Here is an 18310-nt window from a genome sequence, read left to right as displayed (position 1 = left end):
AAGAGTCAGATGCTGATTCGGCGAGCGGAAATCGAGTTGCTCCGTGACTGGCCATCAGGCCCGTACAGTGATTGCGCATGGCGAGGCTTCAGTACCGCGAGTGCTTTTTCGTTATGCTCGAGGTGATAACCAAGTAACAGGCCGTTATGTTGATTTTTATCACGTAGCGCTTCGCTTAATTTTGTAACCTGTTGCCAGATTTGAGCAGCAGCAGGATGAACAGCATAAGGTGCCTGTACTCGTAACGCTGACTCGCCCTGAAGCCGAATCTTATCCAAATGTTGGATAGTGGCGAGCAGAGAGCTCTTTTTATCGGTAATAGCTTGTAGCGCTGGCCCATCAACATGACCGGCACAGAGCAATGATTGCTCATCCGACAATACAGCTTCAAGCTCACGCATGTTGAGCAAAAGTTGTTCCAGCAGCTTTACAAGTCTTTCCATTGTGTTACTCGTCTGCAATTAAGTCCTGAGCATTTTTGATTAATGCATCAGCAATTTTACCGACGTTCATTTTTAATGAACCGTCACGAATAGCCTGTTTCAGCGTCTCTACACGCTGCATATCAATATCTTGCGAAGATGGCTGCATCAGCTTGGACTGCGCGTCGCTCAGCTTAACCTGAGTACCCGTTACAGAGCTCTGCTGGCCGGTTTCTTCTTTGCGCTTTAATTTTGCTACGTCGCCGGTATCCCGGGGTTGAACCTGGCTTACCGGTTTGACTGACTGGGTCCGATCAATGCTCATGGTAGTGTGCTCATGTCATAAGGGTATATAACGATGATAATTAATGAGATAGCCGTTTGTTCTCTCAGCTGGTACTTGTTTGACCAATATTATCATCAGCGGCGATGTATATCATATCGGCAGCAATGAGCGTTACTTTAGCAAATTATTGTGAGATCAGAATAATCCCATCACCGCTGGCAATACCGGATACAACCTGTCCAGAAGCCGTGCGAGCTCTCGCCGGCTGTCCTGAGGCCGCATTATTCATGGCCTTACCTTCGCTACGAACGCTAAACCCGTCTCCCTGCGCGAGAATCTGTACATTTTGGCCGGCACGAATAACCCAGGGTTTTCTTATCATAACCTGTGTAATCGCCTGTCCCGGTGCGATATCCCGCAAAGCTATGGCGCCCTGCGCTTCTTCCAGTGTGAAAAGCGCTCTAGGAGGAAGTTGGTCTATTCTACCGCGTACGGTGCGAATGTCCCCGGCTGCCAGTTCTGATCCCCGGCTCAGCGGCGCTGCCGCAACGACATAACTTCCTGTGACCTGCACCTCAACTTGAATAAAACGCCGATCCTGATTGCAACTAACGGAAACCGAAAGATTGCCCCACATCCTTGCATTTCCCGGTAGTGAAATCAGCGGGTTATCGCAACCAGGCCATTGGGCTTCAGGCGTTTTTACTACGACGTTGACTGTATTCGATGAGCCTTTGAAATTATTCGCAAAGAAACGGGATAATTGTGATGCGAGATCGGCAGCATTCACCAGTACCGGTGCAAACAGCATGCATAAAACCGATAACTGTATGTATTTTCTGATATCTGGCATCCGTCCTGTGCTCTCTTAAACTCAATTAATTTTACGCTACCAGTGTAGCGGCACTTGCTTACAGTTAAGGCAATAAATAGCGCTTCATTCTATGCCTATTCTTTCGATGATTTTAGCAGGATGAGAATTATCCTACGCAGACTAAAGTTTAAATTGCGGAGGGAGCATGCTCGACAAATTAGATGCTGCGCTACGGTTTCAGCAAGAGGCGTTGAATCTCCGTGCTCAGCGTCAGGAGATTCTGGCTGCAAATATCGCCAACGCGGATACTCCAGGGTATCAAGCGCGTGATATTGATTTTGCCAGCGAACTGAACAAGGTCATGGAGAAAGGGCGCGTCAGCGGTCAATCTGTCTCGTTGAGTTTGACCTCTTCACGCCATATTCCGGCACAGACGGCACAGCCGCCAGCGCTCGATCTGCTCTACCGCGTCCCTACTCAACCCGCTCTTGATGGCAATACTGTCGACATGGATCGCGAACGCACCAACTTTGCGGATAATAGCCTCAAGTATCAGGGTAGCCTTACGCTCATCAGCGGGCAGATAAAAGGGATGATGTCGGTACTTCAGTCTGGATCATCATAACAGGATTGGCGGCGGATATAAGGTTGATGTCTCATGTCGTTACTTAATATTTTCGATATTTCCGGTTCGGCGCTTTCAGCTCAGTCTCAGCGCCTTAACGTCAGCGCCAGTAATTTGGCTAACGCAGATAGCGTCACTGGTCCAGATGGTCAGCCCTATCGCGCTAAACAGGTAGTTTTTGAGGTCGATGCCGCTCCAGGGCAGGCGACGGGGGGAGTGAAAGTTGCGAAGGTCGTCGAAGATCCTTCTCCCGAAAAACTGGTCTATCAGCCGGGTAACCCTCTGGCCGATGCCAAAGGCTATGTCCGCATGCCAAATGTGGATCCTGTCAATGAGATGGTCAACACCATTTCGGCGTCCAGAAGCTATCAGGCGAACGTGGAAGTATTGAATACCACAAAATCGATGATGCTGAAGACGTTAACTATCGGTCAGTAATCTGGAGGATTCATGGCTACCACTTCTTCTGTCAGTAACGTCCAAGGCACATCGTCTACATCGGCATCCTCATCTATCAGCGGTAATAGCAGTGCTGATCTACAGAATAGCTTTCTGACGCTGCTGGTTGCTCAGTTGAAAAATCAGGATCCGACCAATCCTATGGATAACAACCAACTGGTTTCGCAGTTGGCGCAGCTAAATACGGTGAGCGGTATTGAGAAGCTGAATACGACTCTCGGTTCTATCTCTACTCAAATCAACAGTAATCAGTCCGTTCAGGCGGCCTCATTAATCGGTCATGGTGTGCTGGTGCCCGGTTCAACCGTGCTGGTGGGTAAAGGAACGACGACACCGTTCGGCGTTGAACTGGAGAATTCTGCTGAGAATGTCACCGTCAATATTACCGACAGTTCCGGCAAAGTTGTTAACACAATGGATCTGGGTTCGCTTAAAGCAGGGGTACATGCATTCTCCTGGGATGGGAAAGCGACCGATGGTACGACTGCGCCGGATGGCTCCTATACAATTTCAGTTTCCGCTACCTCGAACGGCACTCAGCAGGTGGTTCAGGCTCTGAACTATGCGTATGTAAACGGTGTGGTCACCAACAGCAGCGGAGCATTGCTGGATCTGGGACTGAGTGGGCAGTCCACGCTGGATAACGTACGCCAGATTTTGTAGCAGTTACGGATATAACGCGCGTCACTTTTTAGTGAATAACAGTTCATCAATATTCAGGAGAGCACTATGAGCTTTTCTCAGGCGGTCAGTGGGTTAAACGCTGCCTCTAACAATCTGGACGTGATTGGTAACAACATTGCCAACTCCGCTACCGTTGGTTTCAAGGCCAGCAATATCTCTTTTGCTGATATGTATGCCGGCTCCAACGTAGGCATGGGGACCCGGGTTGCATCCGTATTGCAGGATTTCACTAACGGTTCAATTAACAGTACATCTCGTGCATTGGATGTCGCCATCAACGGCAGCGGTTTTTACCGCCTGCTTGATACCAATGGTAGTATTGTGTATAGCCGTAACGGTCAATTCACTCTGGATAGCAGCCGTAATATCGTTAATGCGCAGGGCTTGCAACTGACTGGCTTCCCAGCTACTGGGACGCCACCAGCGATTCAACAGGGCGCGGATCCGGTGGGTTTGAGCATTCCGGAAACCACTATGTCAGCCCAGGCTACGACGACGGCATCTATCATTGCCAGCCTGAACTCATCGGACAGCACAAATACCTGGAACGCTACCGATCCGTCTAATACCTCAAACTATAAAGGTTCTATCACGACTTACGATAGTTTGGGTAATGCGCATAACTTCGCACTGTATTTTGTAAAAACCGCAGCTAACAGCTGGGATGTTTATGCTCAGGACACCAGCATTACCGGTGCAGGTTTCCAGGGGCCGACTACATTGGCTTTCAATACTAGCGGTGCATTGACGACCACCACGCCGGCAACGATCAATATGGCGTCTCTGAACGGTTCTGCTGCCAGCGCTTTTAATCTTGCCTTTACCGGCACGGTGCAGCAGAACAGCGGTTCGAACAGTACCAAGACACCAACGCAGGATGGTTATCAGCCGGGCGAACTGACGGGTTATAGCATCAGCGATGATGGCAGTGTTGTTGGTTCCTATTCCAACAATAGAACCCAGCTTCTGGGGCAGATTGTGTTGGCTAACTTTGCAAACCCGGAAGGGCTTTCTCCGCAAGGCGATAATGTGTGGGCCGCAACCAACAACTCTGGTCAGGCGGTGGTGGGATCGGCCGGTACCGGTAACCTCGGGAGTTTGGTGGGCAAGGCAACGGAAAGTTCCAACGTCGATATGAGTAAGGAACTGGTTAACATGATCGTTGCTCAGCGTAACTATCAGTCGAACGCTCAGACCATCAAAACACAGGATCAGATCCTTAATACCTTGGTTAACCTGCGTTAATTATCATAACGAGGATATTGCATGGATCACGCTATCTATACAGCGATGGGCGCGGCAAGTCAGACGCTGGAACAACAGGCCGTTACGTCGCATAACATGGCTAACGCCTCTACGCCGGGCTTCCGTGCGCAACTGGCTGCGATGCGTGCTGTGCCAATCCAGGGCGTCACTAATGAGACGCGCACGCTGGTTATTTCGTCGACGCCGGGGGTGGATACCACCCCTGGTTCAATGGATTACACCGGTCGCTCGATGGATGTTGCGTTTTCTCAGGATGGCTGGCTGGCTGTTCGAGCAGCGGATGGTAGTGAGGCTTATACCCGTAACGGTAATATGGAAATCAATTCCAACGGGCAATTGACCGTTCAGGGGCGTCTGGTGATGGGCGATGGTGGCCCGATAGAGGTTCCGCCTCAGACGCAGCTCACCATCGGTCCTGATGGTACTATTAATGCGTTAAATCCCAGTGATGCAGCAAATACTGTGACCCAAATAGGGCGTTTAAAACTGGTCAAGGCTACGGCGAACGAAGTAACTCGTGGTGACGACGGTTTTTTCCGGGTTTCCCCTGCGGTGCAGCAGCAACGTGGTGCGGTATTGCAGAATGATGCCACGGTCAGGGTAATGCCGGGTGTGTTGGAAGGCAGTAACGTCAATACGGTTGAGTCGATGGTGGAGATGATTTCCAACTCGCGCCGTTTTGAGATGCAGATGAAAGTGATTAGCAACGTTGATGACAACACGCAGCGCGCTAATCAGATACTTGCAATGAATTAAGTGCCTTTGCGCACAGGAGTGACTCGATGATCCGTTCTTTATGGATTGCCAAAACCGGTTTGAATGCCCAGCAAACCAATATGGATGTGATATCCAACAACCTGGCAAACGTCAGTACCAATGGTTTTAAACGTCAGCGTGCTGTATTTGAAGATCTGATGTATCAAACCGTGCGTCAGCCGGGAGCACAATCATCAGAACAGACGACGTTACCGTCAGGTTTGCAATTAGGCACAGGGGTACGCCCGGTGGCAACCGAGCGCATTCATACGCAAGGCTCTTTTTCCGAAACCGGTAACGTCAAGGATTTGGCGATAAAAGGTGCTGGTTTCTTCCAGGTATTGATGCCTGATGGTACGACCGCTTATACCCGCGATGGTTCTTTCCAGCAGGATTCCAACGGTCAGTTGGTAACATCAAGCGGTTTTCAGGTACAGCCGGTTATCACTATCCCCGCGAACTCCAGTAATCTGACGGTAGGACGTGACGGGGTAGTAACCGTTACTCAGCAAGGTCAGGCAGCGCCGGTTCAGATCGGTCAGCTTAACCTGGCGATGTTTATCAACGAGGCTGGGCTTGAGAATCTCGGGGAAAACCTGTACGCGGAGACGGCCAGTTCTGGTGCGCCGACCCAAAGTACGCCAGGTCTGAATGGCGCCGGGCTGATTTATCAGAAATTCGTTGAAACGTCGAATGTGAACGTTGCTGAAGAGCTGGTCTCGATGATTCAGACTCAGCGTGCGTATGAAATCAACAGTAAGGCTATCTCGTCTACGGACCAGATGCTGCAAAAACTGACCCAGTTGTAATCTCTTCTGGGCGCGCTTGTTAAGCGAGGGTGGCGTTTTACTGATTTGCGGTTTTTATGCAAATAGGTGAAATCGCCACCTTGATTCAATGTGTAGATAGGTTACTGAAAGTAAGGCGATATCCGTAGTGATGATGAATACGAAGTCGGTTGCAGCATTGCAGCCATGTCGGCTCCGGTTGCTGGCATACGTGATGATGTTAACACTGTCCGGTTGCGCCTATGTACCTCATGACAAGGTGGTGACGGGACCAACGACAGCCCAGCCTGCTTCGCCTTTACAGGCCATTCCCAACGGTTCCATTTTCCAGACCGGGCAAGCGATGAACTACGGATATCAGCCGATGTTTGAGGATCGTCGTCCAAGGAACGTAGGGGATACGCTGACTATCGTGCTGCAGGAAAACGTCAGTGCCAGCAAAAGTTCGTCGGCCAATGCCAGTCGTGACGCTTCAGCTTCCTTTGGGATGACCACAACGCCGCGCTTGTTGGAAGGCCCATTAGGTAACAACCGTGCTGCATTTGACGCTACCGGAAAAGGCGATTTTACCGGAAATGGTGGTGCCAATGCGAATAACACGTTCACCGGTACAATTACGGTTACGGTGGACCAAGTGCTGACAAACGGTAATTTGCACGTTGTGGGTGAAAAACAAATTGCAGTGAATCAGGGAACTGAGTTTATTCGCTTCTCTGGGGTGGTAAACCCAAGAACTATCAGCGGCAGCAATACCGTGCCGTCAACGCAAGTGGCGGACGCGCGTATGGAATATGTGGGTAATGGCTACATTAACGAGGCACAGACCATGGGTTGGCTACAGCGCTTCTTCCTTAATGTTTCGCCGTTCTAAATTGATGAGGCACATAATGCGGATCACTTCAGTTTTTATCGTTTTTCTTGCTCTGCTGGTTATGGCGGTTCCGCCGGCATCAGCCGAGCGTATCCGCGATCTGGTGACTATTCAGGGCGTGCGTGATAACGCGCTTATTGGCTATGGTCTGGTTGTAGGACTGGATGGTACGGGCGACCAGACCACGCAGACCCCGTTCACCACTCAAAGTTTGAATAACATGCTGTCCCAATTGGGGATTACCGTTCCTGCCGGCACCAATATGCAGTTGAAAAACGTAGCCGCGGTTATGGTGACGGCTAAATTGCCGCCATTTGCCCGTTCCGGACAGGCGGTAGATGTGGTCGTGTCCTCTATGGGGAACGCTAAAAGCCTGAGGGGCGGTACCTTGTTGATGACGCCGCTGAAAGGCGTGGATAATCAGATCTATGCTATCGCACAGGGAAACGTCCTGATTGGCGGGGCTGGTGCCTCTGCCGGCGGTAGCAGCGTGCAGGTCAACCAAGTATCGGGTGGTCGTATTAGCGGCGGTGCGATTGTTGAACGTGAGCTGCCGAATACTTTTGGGACCGGCAATACGATTATGCTGCAGTTGAATCAAGACGATTTCACGATGGCGCAAAGCATTAGCGATGCGATTAACCGTTTCGGTCGCGGTGGTTCTGCCGCGCCGCTGGATTCCCGGACCATCCGGGTTGTTGTGCCGGCGGGTAATAGTTCTCAGGTCCGGTTTCTGGCGGATATGCAGAATATTGAAGTCAATGTCGGCACTTTGGATGCCAAAGTCATCATTAACTCGCGCACAGGTTCTGTCGTGATGAACCGCAATGTCCAGTTGGAAAACTGCGCTGTTGCACAAGGTAACCTGTCCGTTACGATTAATCAGCAGAACGTGGTTAGCCAACCGAATACACCGTTGGCGGGTGGACAAACCGTGGTCACGCCGCAAACGGAAATTTCCATGCGCCAGGAAGGAGGCGCGTTGCAGCGTGTAAATTCAAGCGCCAACCTCAACAGCGTAGTCAGAGCGTTGAACTCACTTGGGGCCACGCCGATGGATTTGATGTCGATTCTTCAGGCGATGGAAAGTGCTGGTTGCTTGCGAGCGAAGCTGGAAATTATCTAATGAGCGAGATGAAGGCGTTTAACAACCCGGCTTATGAAACACAGTCGCTTAACTCACTGAAGCGCGATGTGTCGAATCATCCCCAGGGCCGGGAAGGGATTCGTGCTGTGGCTAAACAGCTGGAAGGCGTCTTCGTACAAATGATGATGAAAAGTATGCGTGATACGCTGCCAAAGGATGGCATTTTCAGCAGTGATCAAACACGTATGCTTACATCAATGTATGACCAGCAGCTTGCGCAGCAAATGTCGTCGGGCAAGGGAGTCGGTCTGGCTTCCTTGATTGAAAAACAGATGATGGGGCAGGGGATTGCGGGAACTGAACAACCTGCGTCGACAACACCTTTCAAGCCCGATAGCCAATTAGCTCGCGAGATGCCTTCATTGGTAATGGAACAGATGGTGCGCAAGGCAATGCCTAAGCTACCAGAAAAATCATCCCCGTTGCCGATGAGTAGCTCCGACTTTATCTCCCGCTTGTCCACACCGGCTATGTTGGTTAGCCAGCAAAGTGGTATTCCTCATCATCTGATAATGGCGCAAGCCGCCCTGGAATCGGGTTGGGGACAGCATGAGATCCCGACCTCTGATGGTCGGCGCAGCCATAATATTTTTGGTATTAAAGCCGGCAGTAGCTGGGATGGCCCGGTAACGGAAATTACCACGACAGAGTATGAGCAAGGCGTGGCCAAAAAAGTGACTGCGGCTTTCCGGGTATATGGCTCCTATCTGGAAGCGCTGAACGATTACGCTAAATTGTTAACGCAGAATCCCCGTTATGCCGCCGTATCCTCAGCAGCAACAGCAGAACAAGCGGCAGTAGCATTACAGCAAGCTGGATATGCGACGGACCCAGCTTATGCGAAGAAACTGGTCAGTATGATTCAGCAGATGAAAAATTCAGGTGAAAAAGCCGTTCAGGCTTATACACATGATCTGAGCGGGATTTTCTAATTTTTCTCAAGTTTTCAGCCCGCCTGCCGATAGTCATACAAGTTAATTTATAACGACGATATCTTTTTGTGCCCGGCAATAGAATTGTGCCCTGTCTGCGCATGAGTAAGAGTAAAGGAACCCAGCATGTCCAATTTGATTAATACCGGAATGAGTGGTTTGAGTGCTGCACAAGCAGCGCTGAGCACTGTCAGTAACAATATCAGTAATCAGGCTGTTGCAGGGTATAGCCGTCAAAATGCATTGTTGGCACAGAACAACGGTACCAATGTTTCCGCTGGTTATATTGGTAATGGTGTTACCGTTGTCAGCATCAATCGTGATTACAACGATTTTATTTCCAAGCAATTACGTTCGGCGCAGACGACCAGCAGTTCTACTACTGCCTATTACGAGCAGATTTCCAAGATCGATAACCTGTTGTCGAGCAGCTCATCCAGCTTGTCTACCAACATTCAGGATTTCTTCAAAAATTTACAGAACCTGACCAGTAACTCTAGCGATTCTTCAGTACGCCAGACCGTACTGGGCAAGGCTAGCGCTTTGGTTAACCAGTTCAAGATTACCGATCAGTATCTGCGTGATATGGATACTAATATTAACGGTGAGATTTCCGTCACCGTTTCGCAAATCAACACCTACGCCAAGCAGATTGCCGATATCAACGATCAAATCGTCCGTCTGAAAGGCGCTAATAATGGTGCTTCGCCCAATGACTTGCTGGATCAGCGCGATAACCTGGTCAATGACTTGAACAAGTTGGTCGGTATCGATGTTGCGGTTCAGGACGGTGACGTTTACAACATCTCGCTGAAGAACGGCCTGACGCTGGTACAGGGAAAAAGTTTCAATACACTTGCCGCTACGCCATCCAGCACTGATCCTACCCGCACAACCGTTTCTTATAATGATGCGATTGCTGGCTTAAGCGAAGTGAAAGAGAGCGCAATCACAGGCGGCTCTCTTGGCGGTTTATTAAATTTCCGCACCAGTACGCTGGATAGCGCTCGTAACCAGTTAGGTCAGATGGCGCTGTCGTTTGCTGATGCTTTCAATCAGCAGCATAAACTCGGGTTCGACTTAAACAATGCCCAGGGAGGAGACTTCTTTGGTGTCGGTTCTTCTGTCACATTGAAAAGCGCCAATAATACTTCTGCTGCCGAATTGACTTCTGCATATTTGAACGACACTTACTCGTTGCAGTACAACGGGACATCCTGGAGCGTTACCCGCTCGGATGGTACCTCGGCAAGTTCAACCCTCTCCGGCTCCGCTTTGACCTTTGATGGTTTCACTATCGATATCTCTGGTTCGGCCGCTTCGGGTGATACTTTTAGCTTCAAAGTCTCGCCAGGACAATCGTCAATTTCGCAGACTGCACCTACAGGGTCTACATCTGCCGCTTCGCTGACGCGAAATGATAGCAATTACATCAAGGCGAGTGATTACAACGTCAAATTTGCTGGTCCGTCAGCTAGTGACTGGTCTATCACCCGTTTGTCGGATGGCGCTAACCTGTCTTCCTCTGCGACGTATACTGCAGCCAGCGGGTCGACGCCGGCCAGCCTGATTTTTGATGGGATGAAACTCGATATCACAGGAACGCCGGCAGCTAAAGACCTATTTATGGTCAAGGGCGTTCGCGATGTTATCGTAGATATGTCGGTGAAAGTGACGGACTCATCCAAGATTGCAGCGGCTGGCGTTCCATTGACATCCGCAGGTGGCGGTGTCAGTGATAACACCAACGCTAAAGCGTTGTTGAATCTGCAAACGACTAAAGTCGTCGAAAACAAATCTAGCGTTAGCCAGGCGTATGCCAGTTTGGTTGGGGATATCGGCAATAAAACCAGTACGGCTAAGGTTACCGATACATCCCAGAAGAATGTGGTGAAGCAACTGACTACCGAACAGCAGTCCGTGTCCGGCGTTAACCTAGACGAAGAGTATGGCGATTTGGTTCGTTTTCAGCAGTATTACATGGCAAATGCCAAGGTAATCCAGACTGCTTCGACCATCTTTGATGCCCTGTTGGCGATTCGCGGCTAATTTTGTGACGGCAAAACAGTAAGGAACAAGTTATGCGACTGAGTACCAGTATTATTTTTCAGCAGGGTATGCAAGGCGTCACAGATGGCTTATCCGCTTTCAGTAAAACGGGCCAGCAATTAGCCAGCAACACCCGTGTGCTTACCCCTTCTGATGATCCGATTGCTGCATCCAAAGCGGTTATGGTTAATCAGGCGCAGAATCAGAACGAGCAATATACGCTGGCCAGAACTTTTGCTAAAAATGGCATGAATAGTGAATTGTCCGTGCTGACTAATGTAGTGACTGCATTGACCACTGGCAGTACGACCCTTATCAGTGCTGACGGTACCAAAAACGATAATTCTCGCCAGATGATTGCAACATCATTGCGTGGTCTGAAGTCTCAATTGCTTAATCTGGCAAACAGTACCGATGGTAACGGCAATTACATTTTTGGTGGTTACAAGACTAATGTCCAACCATTTACTGCCGATGCTTCCGGCACCGTCAGCTATGTAGGCGGTACCCAGGCGATTTCCCAGCAGGTAGATGCTAATCGAATTATGACCATCGGGCATATTGGTTCAGATGTATTCAACAATGCAAGTGGTACTGCCGATATTTTCAGCGCGCTGGATAGTGCTATCAGCGCGCTTGAAACCCCGCTGGAAGGTGCTACCGACGCAGTGAAAAGCGCTAATACTGCATCACTCAACGGCGCCATCCAGAGTATCAGGAGCGCGTTGACTAATGTATCTTCTGCACAAGCAACGTTGGGTGTTCAACTGCAAGAGATCGACACACTGGATAGTATTGGCACTGATCGCACTATGGCAAACAAAGAGACGTTGAGTGACCTGGTTGATATTGATCTGGTTGCGACCATCTCGTCTTACATGATGCAACAACAGTCTCTGCAGGCTTCATATAAGGCATTTAGCGATATGCAAGGTCTCTCGCTATTCCAACTTAATAAATAATAAAACGGAATAGCGATCCAGTATTTGGATACGCTTAAACCGGGCGTATTCTTTTTGGCATGTCATCCTTCATAAGATGACATGCTTTTTTTTACTGTGCGTTTTAATGACTGAATAAGTGAGCGGAATGATTACCCGGCAAGATGGTTCAGTAAATCAGCCAGCAGATCGTAAGTCTCGCCGAATAATTTTTCGGCGTAGGGTGAGATAAGGAATATCAGAAAGCCGACGGTGATAATTCCGGTGAAAAGGGTGATAGGAAAACCGATAGCGAAGATGGTTAGCTGTGGCGCTAGTCGGCTTAATAATCCCAGCGCCATGTTAATTGTTAATAATAAAGTGATGAGCGGAAGAGCAAGCATCAGACCATTAGAAAATATCCTTCCTCCTGCTTCGGCCAGACTCATGAATACATTACCGCTGACAGGCCCGGCACCGATGGGAATAGTGTGGAAACTATCAGCGAGTAGTGATATCAGCCATAAGTGCCCATTCATGGTCAGGAAAAGTAATAATGCCAGTAAATTCATGAATCGAGCAATCACCGGCATGTTGGGACCACCACTAGGGTCAAAGAACGTGGCGAATGAAAGCCCCATCTGAAGACCAATAATCTCGCCGGCCAGCCGAATCGCGGTAAACGCCAATTGCATGGTAAACCCCAGCATGACCCCGATCACGACTTGCTGAAACAGCATCCAGATACCAGCTGCAGAGAAAATAGGGATTGAGGTATGGGGAATGGCTGGCATGATGGCGATGGTAATTAATACCCCGAGCCCGAGTTTTACCCGGCGTGTAATAGCCCGTTCGCTAAAAATGGGAGCAGTGCTAATCAACGCCAGGATTCTGACCAGCGGCCAAAAGAACTGGTTGAACCAACCGATCATATCGATGCTGCTGAGGGTGACCATATCTATCCAATCATATTAGGGAATTGGCTAAACATTGTACGCATATAGTCCAGAATAACACTGAGCATCCACGGGCCGGCGACGACCAACGTGAAAAATACCGTTAGAACTTTAGGGATGAATGACAAAGTCATTTCGTTGATTTGTGTGGCTGCCTGAAGCAGGCTAATAATCAAACCACTTACCAATGCAGCGATAAGAGGAGGGCCTGCCAACATGAGTGCTATTTTCATCGCTTCATAGCCTAAAGCCATGACGGATTCAGGAGTCATACAGACATTCCTCTGATGTGATAAACAGTATCCGCATCAACTAAGTATAGAAACTTTGGGCCAGTGACCCCAGCAACAACTGCCATCCGTCAACCAGTACGAAAAGCATCAGCTTGAATGGTAATGCAATAGTTGCCGGAGGAACCATCATCATACCCAATGCCATCAGCACGCTGGCCACGACCAGGTCAATCAGCAGGAAAGGAATAAAAATCGTAAAACCGATCTGGAATGCGGTTTTCAGTTCACTGGTGACATAAGCCGGCACCAGTACTCGCATCGGAACGGCTTCCGGACCTTGTAATGAAGGAATCTGCGCCAGACGAGTGAACAGGGCTAAATCTGCTTCCCGGGTTTGCCGCAACATAAATTCACGCAATGGCTGCGACCCTTTATCGATAGCGACTTCCATACTGATTTTATCCTCACTGAACGGGCGATAGGCCTCATCGTAAATACGATTCAGTACAGGAGACATAACAAAAAAAGTCAGAAACAGGCTTAGCCCCAGCAATACCTGGTTGGGGGGAGCCGTGGGCGTTCCCAGCGCGTTACGCAGCAAGCTCAGGACGATGATGATACGAGTAAAACAGGTCATCATCAGTAGTACCGCTGGGATAAAGCTCAGCGCGGTGATGAAAACCAGTGTCTGAATAGGTAATGACCAGCTTTGCCCACCGTTGGCCAGAGGTTGGCTAATAATGCCGGGTAATTGAGCCAGCGCGTGAGGTGCTATCAATAACAGCATTGAGGCTGCGGGATAACGAAGCAGGCGGAACCATACAGAAAAAGAAGTTAGCTGCAGAGGGGTACTCATTCGGTTTTTTCCGGACGCTTGGTCGCTTTCTTGAGAAACTGAAGAAAATCAGCCGGCGCAATTTTTTCTGGCGATAAAACATCATTGACAGGACGTGCGGGCAGGGTATGCAAATGAGTAATTTGCTGTGCCGTTACGCCTAACACAAGCCAGGTATCATCAACTTCAACGATGACAATACGTTCGCGTTGTCCAACCGGATAACTTGACACCATTTTCATGGCATTATTGTGTTTAGTCTGTGGGGAAAAACCTAGTTTTCGCAATAGCCAGGCTACCAACAGTATCAGTAACAAAACACCACACAAGGCAGTACCTACTTGTGACAGGAGCGTACTACCAGAAATAACGGATTCAGCAGCCATTGGCGGCTGCTGAATTGTAGAAGTGGTTTGTTGTACGGCTCCAGCCATTAGCGGCCTAGCCTGCGCATACGTTCTGACGGCGTAATAATATCAGTGATACGCACACCATATTTGTCAGAAACGACCACGACTTCGCCCTGAGCAATCAGATACCCGTTAATCATGATATCCAACGGTTCACCGGCCAAGCCATCTAATGCGACTACAGAGCCTTGCGATAAACGCAGCAGCTCTTTGATCGTCATTTTGGTCCGACCTAGTTCTACCGTCAGTTTTACCGGGATATCTAAAATGAGATCGATATCCTGCATTGAGCCCTGGGTGTCTTGCACATCAAAGTTCTTAAAAATACCTTCCGTGCTGCTCGAGGCACTTTTTTCTGCCGACTGCTGCTCGTTAAATGCATCAGCCCACAGATCGTCCACGGAATCCGTTTCTTCGGACGGTTTCTTGATGTCACTCATTGAGCGGTTCCTCGTCATTCAGCGAATTTAAAATGGGGTTAATCAAGTGTTCAACACGCAAGGCATACTGACCATCTAGCGTACCATATTGACAGGTCAATACGGGAACGCCGTCCACATGAGCCACCAGGCGTTCAGGTTTATCAATCGGCAAAATATCTCCGGGTTTGAGTTTCAAAACCTTTGACAGTCGAACCGGAATATCAACGAAATTGGCAACCAGCTCCAGTTCTGAATGCTGAACCTGCTTGGCCAGTGTTTCACGCCAATGCTGGTCTTCCTGCTGCGAGTTTTCAAGCGGAGGGTTGGCCAGCAATTCGCGTAAAGGTTCAATCATCGAAAAAGGAATACAAATGCTGAACTCACCCGTCAGCGTCCCAATTTCGAGATGGAAAGGGGTTGTTACTACAATATCGTTTGGTGATGTCGTGATGTTGGTGAATTTTACCTGCATTTCTGAACGCACATATTCAACATCCAGTTTATAAATGGCGTTCCAGGCATCGCTGTAGGCATCAAGCGCCAGTTTCAGCATTCGACGTACAACTCGTTGTTCGGTGTGCGTAAATTCACGACCTTCAACTTTGGTAGGGAAACGGCCGTCACCGCCGAACAGGTTATCGACGGCAATAAAAACCAGGCTAGGTGAAAACACGAACAAGGCGGTGCCGCGCAGTGGCTTCAAGTGTATCAGGTTGAGGTTGGTTGGAACCGGTAAGTTACGTGCAAACTCATGATATGGCTGAATCTTGATAGCACCAACGGTGATATCCGGGCTACGACGGAGCAGGTTAAACAGCCCCATACGGAACTGACGCGCAAAACGCTCGTTGATGATCTCCAGCGCCTGCAGACGTTCACGAATGACACGTCGCTGTGTATTGGGATCATAGGGCTTAACACCCCCGTCTTTCTGCGAAGCAGCGTTGCTGGCATCAGCGCTACTATCGCCACTGTCACCGTTTAGCAGAGCATCAATCTCTGCCTGTGATAGAATGCTGTCACCCATAGTGATTACCGCAAAATGAAAGCAGTGAACAGGACATCGCTGACTACCTGATTAGGTTGTCCAGGAACCAGCGGTGGGCTTAATACCTGCTTGATATCTTCAACCAGCTTTTGTTTGCCTTGTTCCGTTGCCAGAAACGACGAGCTCTGACGAGAAAACAGCATAATCAAACGACTGCGAATTTCTGGCAGATAATTGGTCAGGCGTGCGCGGGTTGCTTCATCCGGCAGTCGTAGAGTAATCCCTACATACAGTACCCGATCCGGGTTGTTATCCGGAGATAACAGATTAACGGTAAACGTATCCAAAGGCATAAATACCGGCGCGGGCGGCGGCGGCGGCTCGCTGGACACCATTTCAGTTTTTTTATGATTCAAGAACCACCAGCCAGCACCTGCAGCAGCCGTGGCTGCCAGGGCGATAACAATCAAGAGTATCAGCCAGAGCGAGCGCTTCTTATCGCCTGACTGGGCTTTCTTATTAGACGTAGCCAATGATATATCCTGTTATTTATCAGTATCTAATGGCAAGGTCGGCCATGAGATAAATGCGTGATATCATGATTATCCCGCCTATTCATCGCTTCAATACAATGAATAAACAATAAAAAAAGCGTTAACTTCTTCATTAGGCAAAGATATCGACGCCATTAAGTCCCGAGGCCATCGACTGCAGCGGTGCAGGAACTGCCAGTGTTTCAGCTTCGGCACCCGAACGTTCAGATTGACCAAACTGCTGTTGATAAGATGAGGTATTACCACCGCCATTGCTGTTGGCATTGGTTGCTACCTGCTGTTGTGACTGCTGCCAACTGCTGGCGTCTGATCCTACGCTGCTTTGTCCCAGATTAATGCCATTTTCCGCCATGGCGTTGCGCAGGTGGGGCAGAGCAGACTCCAGTGCGGAACGCACTTGGCTATTGCCGGAAACCAGGTGGATTTGCGCCTGATTATCTTCGATTTTCAACATAATATGCAGAGCGCCAAGCTCTTCCGGATGAAGCTTAAGCTCGGCGGTTTGTTGTCCATTACGGCTAAACATCACTACCTGTTGCCCTAATGCATCATTCCATTGCTGTGTGCCTAGCGGTGCATTGATTTGACTGGTCACATGCTGAGCCGCCGGCTGAGTTGGCGTCGCATTACTGGAAAACAGTGATGACAATGTCTGTAATGATGAATTAGCGTTTGCGTCAGCCGGTGCGGATGCCACAATTGGATTACTGGCGCTATCTTCCTTGCGGGAGGCCAGCAATGGATTATCTTGGAACTGGTCGTTGCCATGTTCGGAAGGCGTCAGCCCGGCATTTTTAACTGCCGCTGATGCACTCCCCGCATTCAGTGGCGATGATGTAACCGCGCTATTTGCGGTTGAGGCGGTATTCAGCGCAAAATTGCCTTGTGCTGATGAGTCACCGGTTTTGCTTGCGTTCAGGAGCGAAGCTAAAACGCTATTGCTGCTTTTGTCATTTGACAGTGTACTCAACGCATCAGATACAGTCTGAGTCCCTGTATCTCCAACGGATAGTTTTGCCTGACCTGTGGTTTGCATTGGAATCATGGCAAACAATGCCTGCATAGCCAACGCATCGTTATTGGATGTTTTCTCGTCTTTTACACTGTCTTTTTGCTGCGCTTTCACCAGCAGCGATTCAAGGGAATTGCCTGATTGCAGGTCAGCCAATGTCAGCGTCCCTTTAGTCAGAGCACTTAAGATAGTATTTAATTCATCACTGTTTGCATCAATACCATTTTTTGCCAGCGCATCCTTAAACTCTGCGCTCTCTTGAGCGCTAAGCACCGTCTTCTTGGATGCATGTATTGTCGACAGTTTCTGGGTAAGCAATTGCAAAAAATTTTCAGGCAGTTGATCTTTGCCTATCAGCGCAAGTAAGGAGTTTCCCTGAGGCGCGGTGGTGCTTGCATCAGTCGTCGTGATTGTCATTGCTGGCAAGTTCATAGTTATGTTTTCCTCATTGATGCGCGTTGGGCAAATTCATCCATCCGCTTTTGTTCCAGACGATTTTCGTGCGCCAGCATTTTGGTCTGTTCACGCTGTTGCAGCGTACTGAATGCGTTGAGTCGCTGCTGTTTTTCTTGCCAGGCTTTCATCGCCTGGTTCAGGCGAGAAGACCAATTTAATAACTGATGCTGATGCTGCTCAATCGCTTTTTCCAGAGTCAAAATAAATTGTTGATAATTTTGCCACGAGGTATTGGCCATACCTTCAGTCATAGACTCATTAAGTCGTTGACGATAATCGTCATGATAACCTAACAACATATTGAGTTGCTGTTCAGCCTGCAAATAAGCTTTTTGTACCTGCCCTAAATGCGTTGTTGCGGTATCGACCTCTTTTTGGGCCAAATCGCGCAGCATACCGAAGGTTGATTGAGTGCTCATTCACCC

Annotated in this window: 23 protein-coding genes; 11 read left to right on the top strand and 12 right to left on the bottom strand. The window is 49.2% G+C overall.

Translation table 11 applies throughout. The annotated features are described in order from the left end of the window. Window positions 1-5 precede the first annotated feature (5 nt). From DCH402_RS13070 to flgA, 3 genes are all read right to left on the bottom strand, one after another. A complete protein-coding gene (locus tag DCH402_RS13070; protein ID WP_040001498.1) occupies window positions 6-443 on the bottom strand; it encodes a flagella synthesis protein FlgN in 438 nt (145 codons plus the stop codon). Between the two features lie 4 nt (window positions 444-447). After that, the gene (gene flgM / locus DCH402_RS13065; protein ID WP_012769277.1) at window positions 448-747 is read right to left on the bottom strand and encodes a flagellar biosynthesis anti-sigma factor FlgM; all 300 of its coding nucleotides are present in this window, start codon (window positions 745-747) and stop codon (window positions 448-450) included. Window positions 748-892: 145 nt separating this feature from the next. Beyond that, window positions 893-1561 carry a flagellar basal body P-ring formation chaperone FlgA gene (flgA, locus tag DCH402_RS13060; protein WP_040001496.1) on the bottom strand — a complete coding sequence of 223 codons (669 nt, stop codon included), beginning with the start codon at window positions 1559-1561 and terminating at the stop codon, window positions 893-895. Between the two features lie 166 nt (window positions 1562-1727). Here flgA and flgB point away from each other — a divergent pair, with 166 nt between their 5' ends. From flgB to flgL, 11 genes are all read left to right on the top strand, one after another. Next, the gene (flgB, locus tag DCH402_RS13055; RefSeq protein ID WP_040001490.1) at window positions 1728-2147 is read left to right on the top strand and encodes a flagellar basal body rod protein FlgB; all 420 of its coding nucleotides are present in this window, start codon (window positions 1728-1730) and stop codon (window positions 2145-2147) included. A 33-nt stretch (window positions 2148-2180) separates the two neighbouring features. Further along, window positions 2181-2585 (top strand): flagellar basal body rod protein FlgC, encoded by a 405-nt coding sequence (gene flgC, locus DCH402_RS13050; protein WP_012769280.1) that lies wholly within the window; start codon window positions 2181-2183, stop codon window positions 2583-2585. Window positions 2586-2597: 12 nt separating this feature from the next. Further along, window positions 2598-3269, top strand: a complete 672-nt coding sequence (flgD, locus tag DCH402_RS13045; protein ID WP_027711656.1) for a flagellar hook assembly protein FlgD — start codon at window positions 2598-2600, stop codon at window positions 3267-3269. Window positions 3270-3335: 66 nt separating this feature from the next. Beyond that, window positions 3336-4535, top strand: a complete 1200-nt coding sequence (gene flgE / locus DCH402_RS13040) for a flagellar hook protein FlgE (RefSeq protein WP_040001486.1) — start codon at window positions 3336-3338, stop codon at window positions 4533-4535. Between the two features lie 21 nt (window positions 4536-4556). Continuing rightward, on the top strand, window positions 4557-5312 hold the full coding sequence (locus tag DCH402_RS13035) for a flagellar basal body rod protein FlgF (RefSeq protein WP_040001485.1): 756 nt from the start codon (window positions 4557-4559) through the stop codon (window positions 5310-5312). Between the two features lie 26 nt (window positions 5313-5338). After that, window positions 5339-6121 (top strand): flagellar basal-body rod protein FlgG, encoded by a 783-nt coding sequence (gene flgG / locus DCH402_RS13030; RefSeq protein WP_012769284.1) that lies wholly within the window; start codon window positions 5339-5341, stop codon window positions 6119-6121. A gap of 133 nt (window positions 6122-6254) precedes the next feature. After that, window positions 6255-6971, top strand: coding sequence for a flagellar basal body L-ring protein FlgH (locus DCH402_RS13025; protein ID WP_040003588.1), 717 nt, complete (start codon window positions 6255-6257; stop codon window positions 6969-6971). 16 nt (window positions 6972-6987) lie between these two features. Beyond that, on the top strand, window positions 6988-8097 hold the full coding sequence (locus DCH402_RS13020; RefSeq protein ID WP_040001483.1) for a flagellar basal body P-ring protein FlgI: 1110 nt from the start codon (window positions 6988-6990) through the stop codon (window positions 8095-8097). Continuing rightward, window positions 8097-9050, top strand: coding sequence for a flagellar assembly peptidoglycan hydrolase FlgJ (gene flgJ, locus DCH402_RS13015; RefSeq protein ID WP_040001482.1), 954 nt, complete (start codon window positions 8097-8099; stop codon window positions 9048-9050). The genes DCH402_RS13020 and flgJ overlap by 1 nt, the downstream gene beginning before the upstream one ends. A gap of 126 nt (window positions 9051-9176) precedes the next feature. Next, window positions 9177-11099, top strand: a complete 1923-nt coding sequence (gene flgK, locus DCH402_RS13010; protein ID WP_040001481.1) for a flagellar hook-associated protein FlgK — start codon at window positions 9177-9179, stop codon at window positions 11097-11099. A gap of 32 nt (window positions 11100-11131) precedes the next feature. Further along, the gene (flgL, locus tag DCH402_RS13005; RefSeq protein ID WP_040001480.1) at window positions 11132-12061 is read left to right on the top strand and encodes a flagellar hook-associated protein FlgL; all 930 of its coding nucleotides are present in this window, start codon (window positions 11132-11134) and stop codon (window positions 12059-12061) included. 131 nt (window positions 12062-12192) lie between these two features. On the opposite strand, the gene fliR is transcribed toward flgL, so the two are convergent. The 9 genes from fliR to fliJ form a co-directional block, all read right to left on the bottom strand. Further along, on the bottom strand, window positions 12193-12975 hold the full coding sequence (fliR, locus tag DCH402_RS13000) for a flagellar biosynthetic protein FliR (protein WP_012769290.1): 783 nt from the start codon (window positions 12973-12975) through the stop codon (window positions 12193-12195). Between the two features lie 2 nt (window positions 12976-12977). Further along, window positions 12978-13247, bottom strand: coding sequence for a flagellar biosynthesis protein FliQ (fliQ, locus tag DCH402_RS12995; RefSeq protein ID WP_012769291.1), 270 nt, complete (start codon window positions 13245-13247; stop codon window positions 12978-12980). 40 nt (window positions 13248-13287) lie between these two features. Then, complete coding sequence (gene fliP / locus DCH402_RS12990) at window positions 13288-13995, bottom strand: flagellar type III secretion system pore protein FliP (RefSeq protein WP_040003586.1); 708 nt, start codon at window positions 13993-13995, stop codon at window positions 13288-13290. A gap of 65 nt (window positions 13996-14060) precedes the next feature. Beyond that, window positions 14061-14477 carry a flagellar biosynthetic protein FliO gene (gene fliO / locus DCH402_RS12985; protein WP_040001478.1) on the bottom strand — a complete coding sequence of 139 codons (417 nt, stop codon included), beginning with the start codon at window positions 14475-14477 and terminating at the stop codon, window positions 14061-14063. After that, a complete protein-coding gene (gene fliN / locus DCH402_RS12980; protein WP_012769294.1) occupies window positions 14477-14893 on the bottom strand; it encodes a flagellar motor switch protein FliN in 417 nt (138 codons plus the stop codon). The genes fliO and fliN overlap by 1 nt, the downstream gene beginning before the upstream one ends. Next, entirely contained in the window at window positions 14886-15902 is a 1017-nt protein-coding gene (fliM, locus tag DCH402_RS12975; protein ID WP_027711664.1) for a flagellar motor switch protein FliM, read from the bottom strand. The genes fliN and fliM overlap by 8 nt, the downstream gene beginning before the upstream one ends. 5 nt (window positions 15903-15907) lie before the next feature. Next, window positions 15908-16396 (bottom strand): flagellar basal body-associated protein FliL, encoded by a 489-nt coding sequence (gene fliL / locus DCH402_RS12970; RefSeq protein ID WP_012769296.1) that lies wholly within the window; start codon window positions 16394-16396, stop codon window positions 15908-15910. Between the two features lie 133 nt (window positions 16397-16529). Next, complete coding sequence (locus DCH402_RS12965) at window positions 16530-17861, bottom strand: flagellar hook-length control protein FliK (protein ID WP_040001477.1); 1332 nt, start codon at window positions 17859-17861, stop codon at window positions 16530-16532. Between the two features lie 2 nt (window positions 17862-17863). Beyond that, window positions 17864-18304, bottom strand: a complete 441-nt coding sequence (gene fliJ, locus DCH402_RS12960) for a flagellar export protein FliJ (protein ID WP_040001476.1) — start codon at window positions 18302-18304, stop codon at window positions 17864-17866. Window positions 18305-18310 lie beyond the last annotated feature (6 nt).

It is taken from the genome of Dickeya chrysanthemi NCPPB 402 (assembly GCF_000406105.1).
Lineage (GTDB): Bacteria > Pseudomonadota > Gammaproteobacteria > Enterobacterales > Enterobacteriaceae > Dickeya > Dickeya chrysanthemi.
The sequence above is the reverse complement of the archived record's forward strand: the minus strand, read 5'-3'. Positions and strand labels throughout refer to the sequence as shown.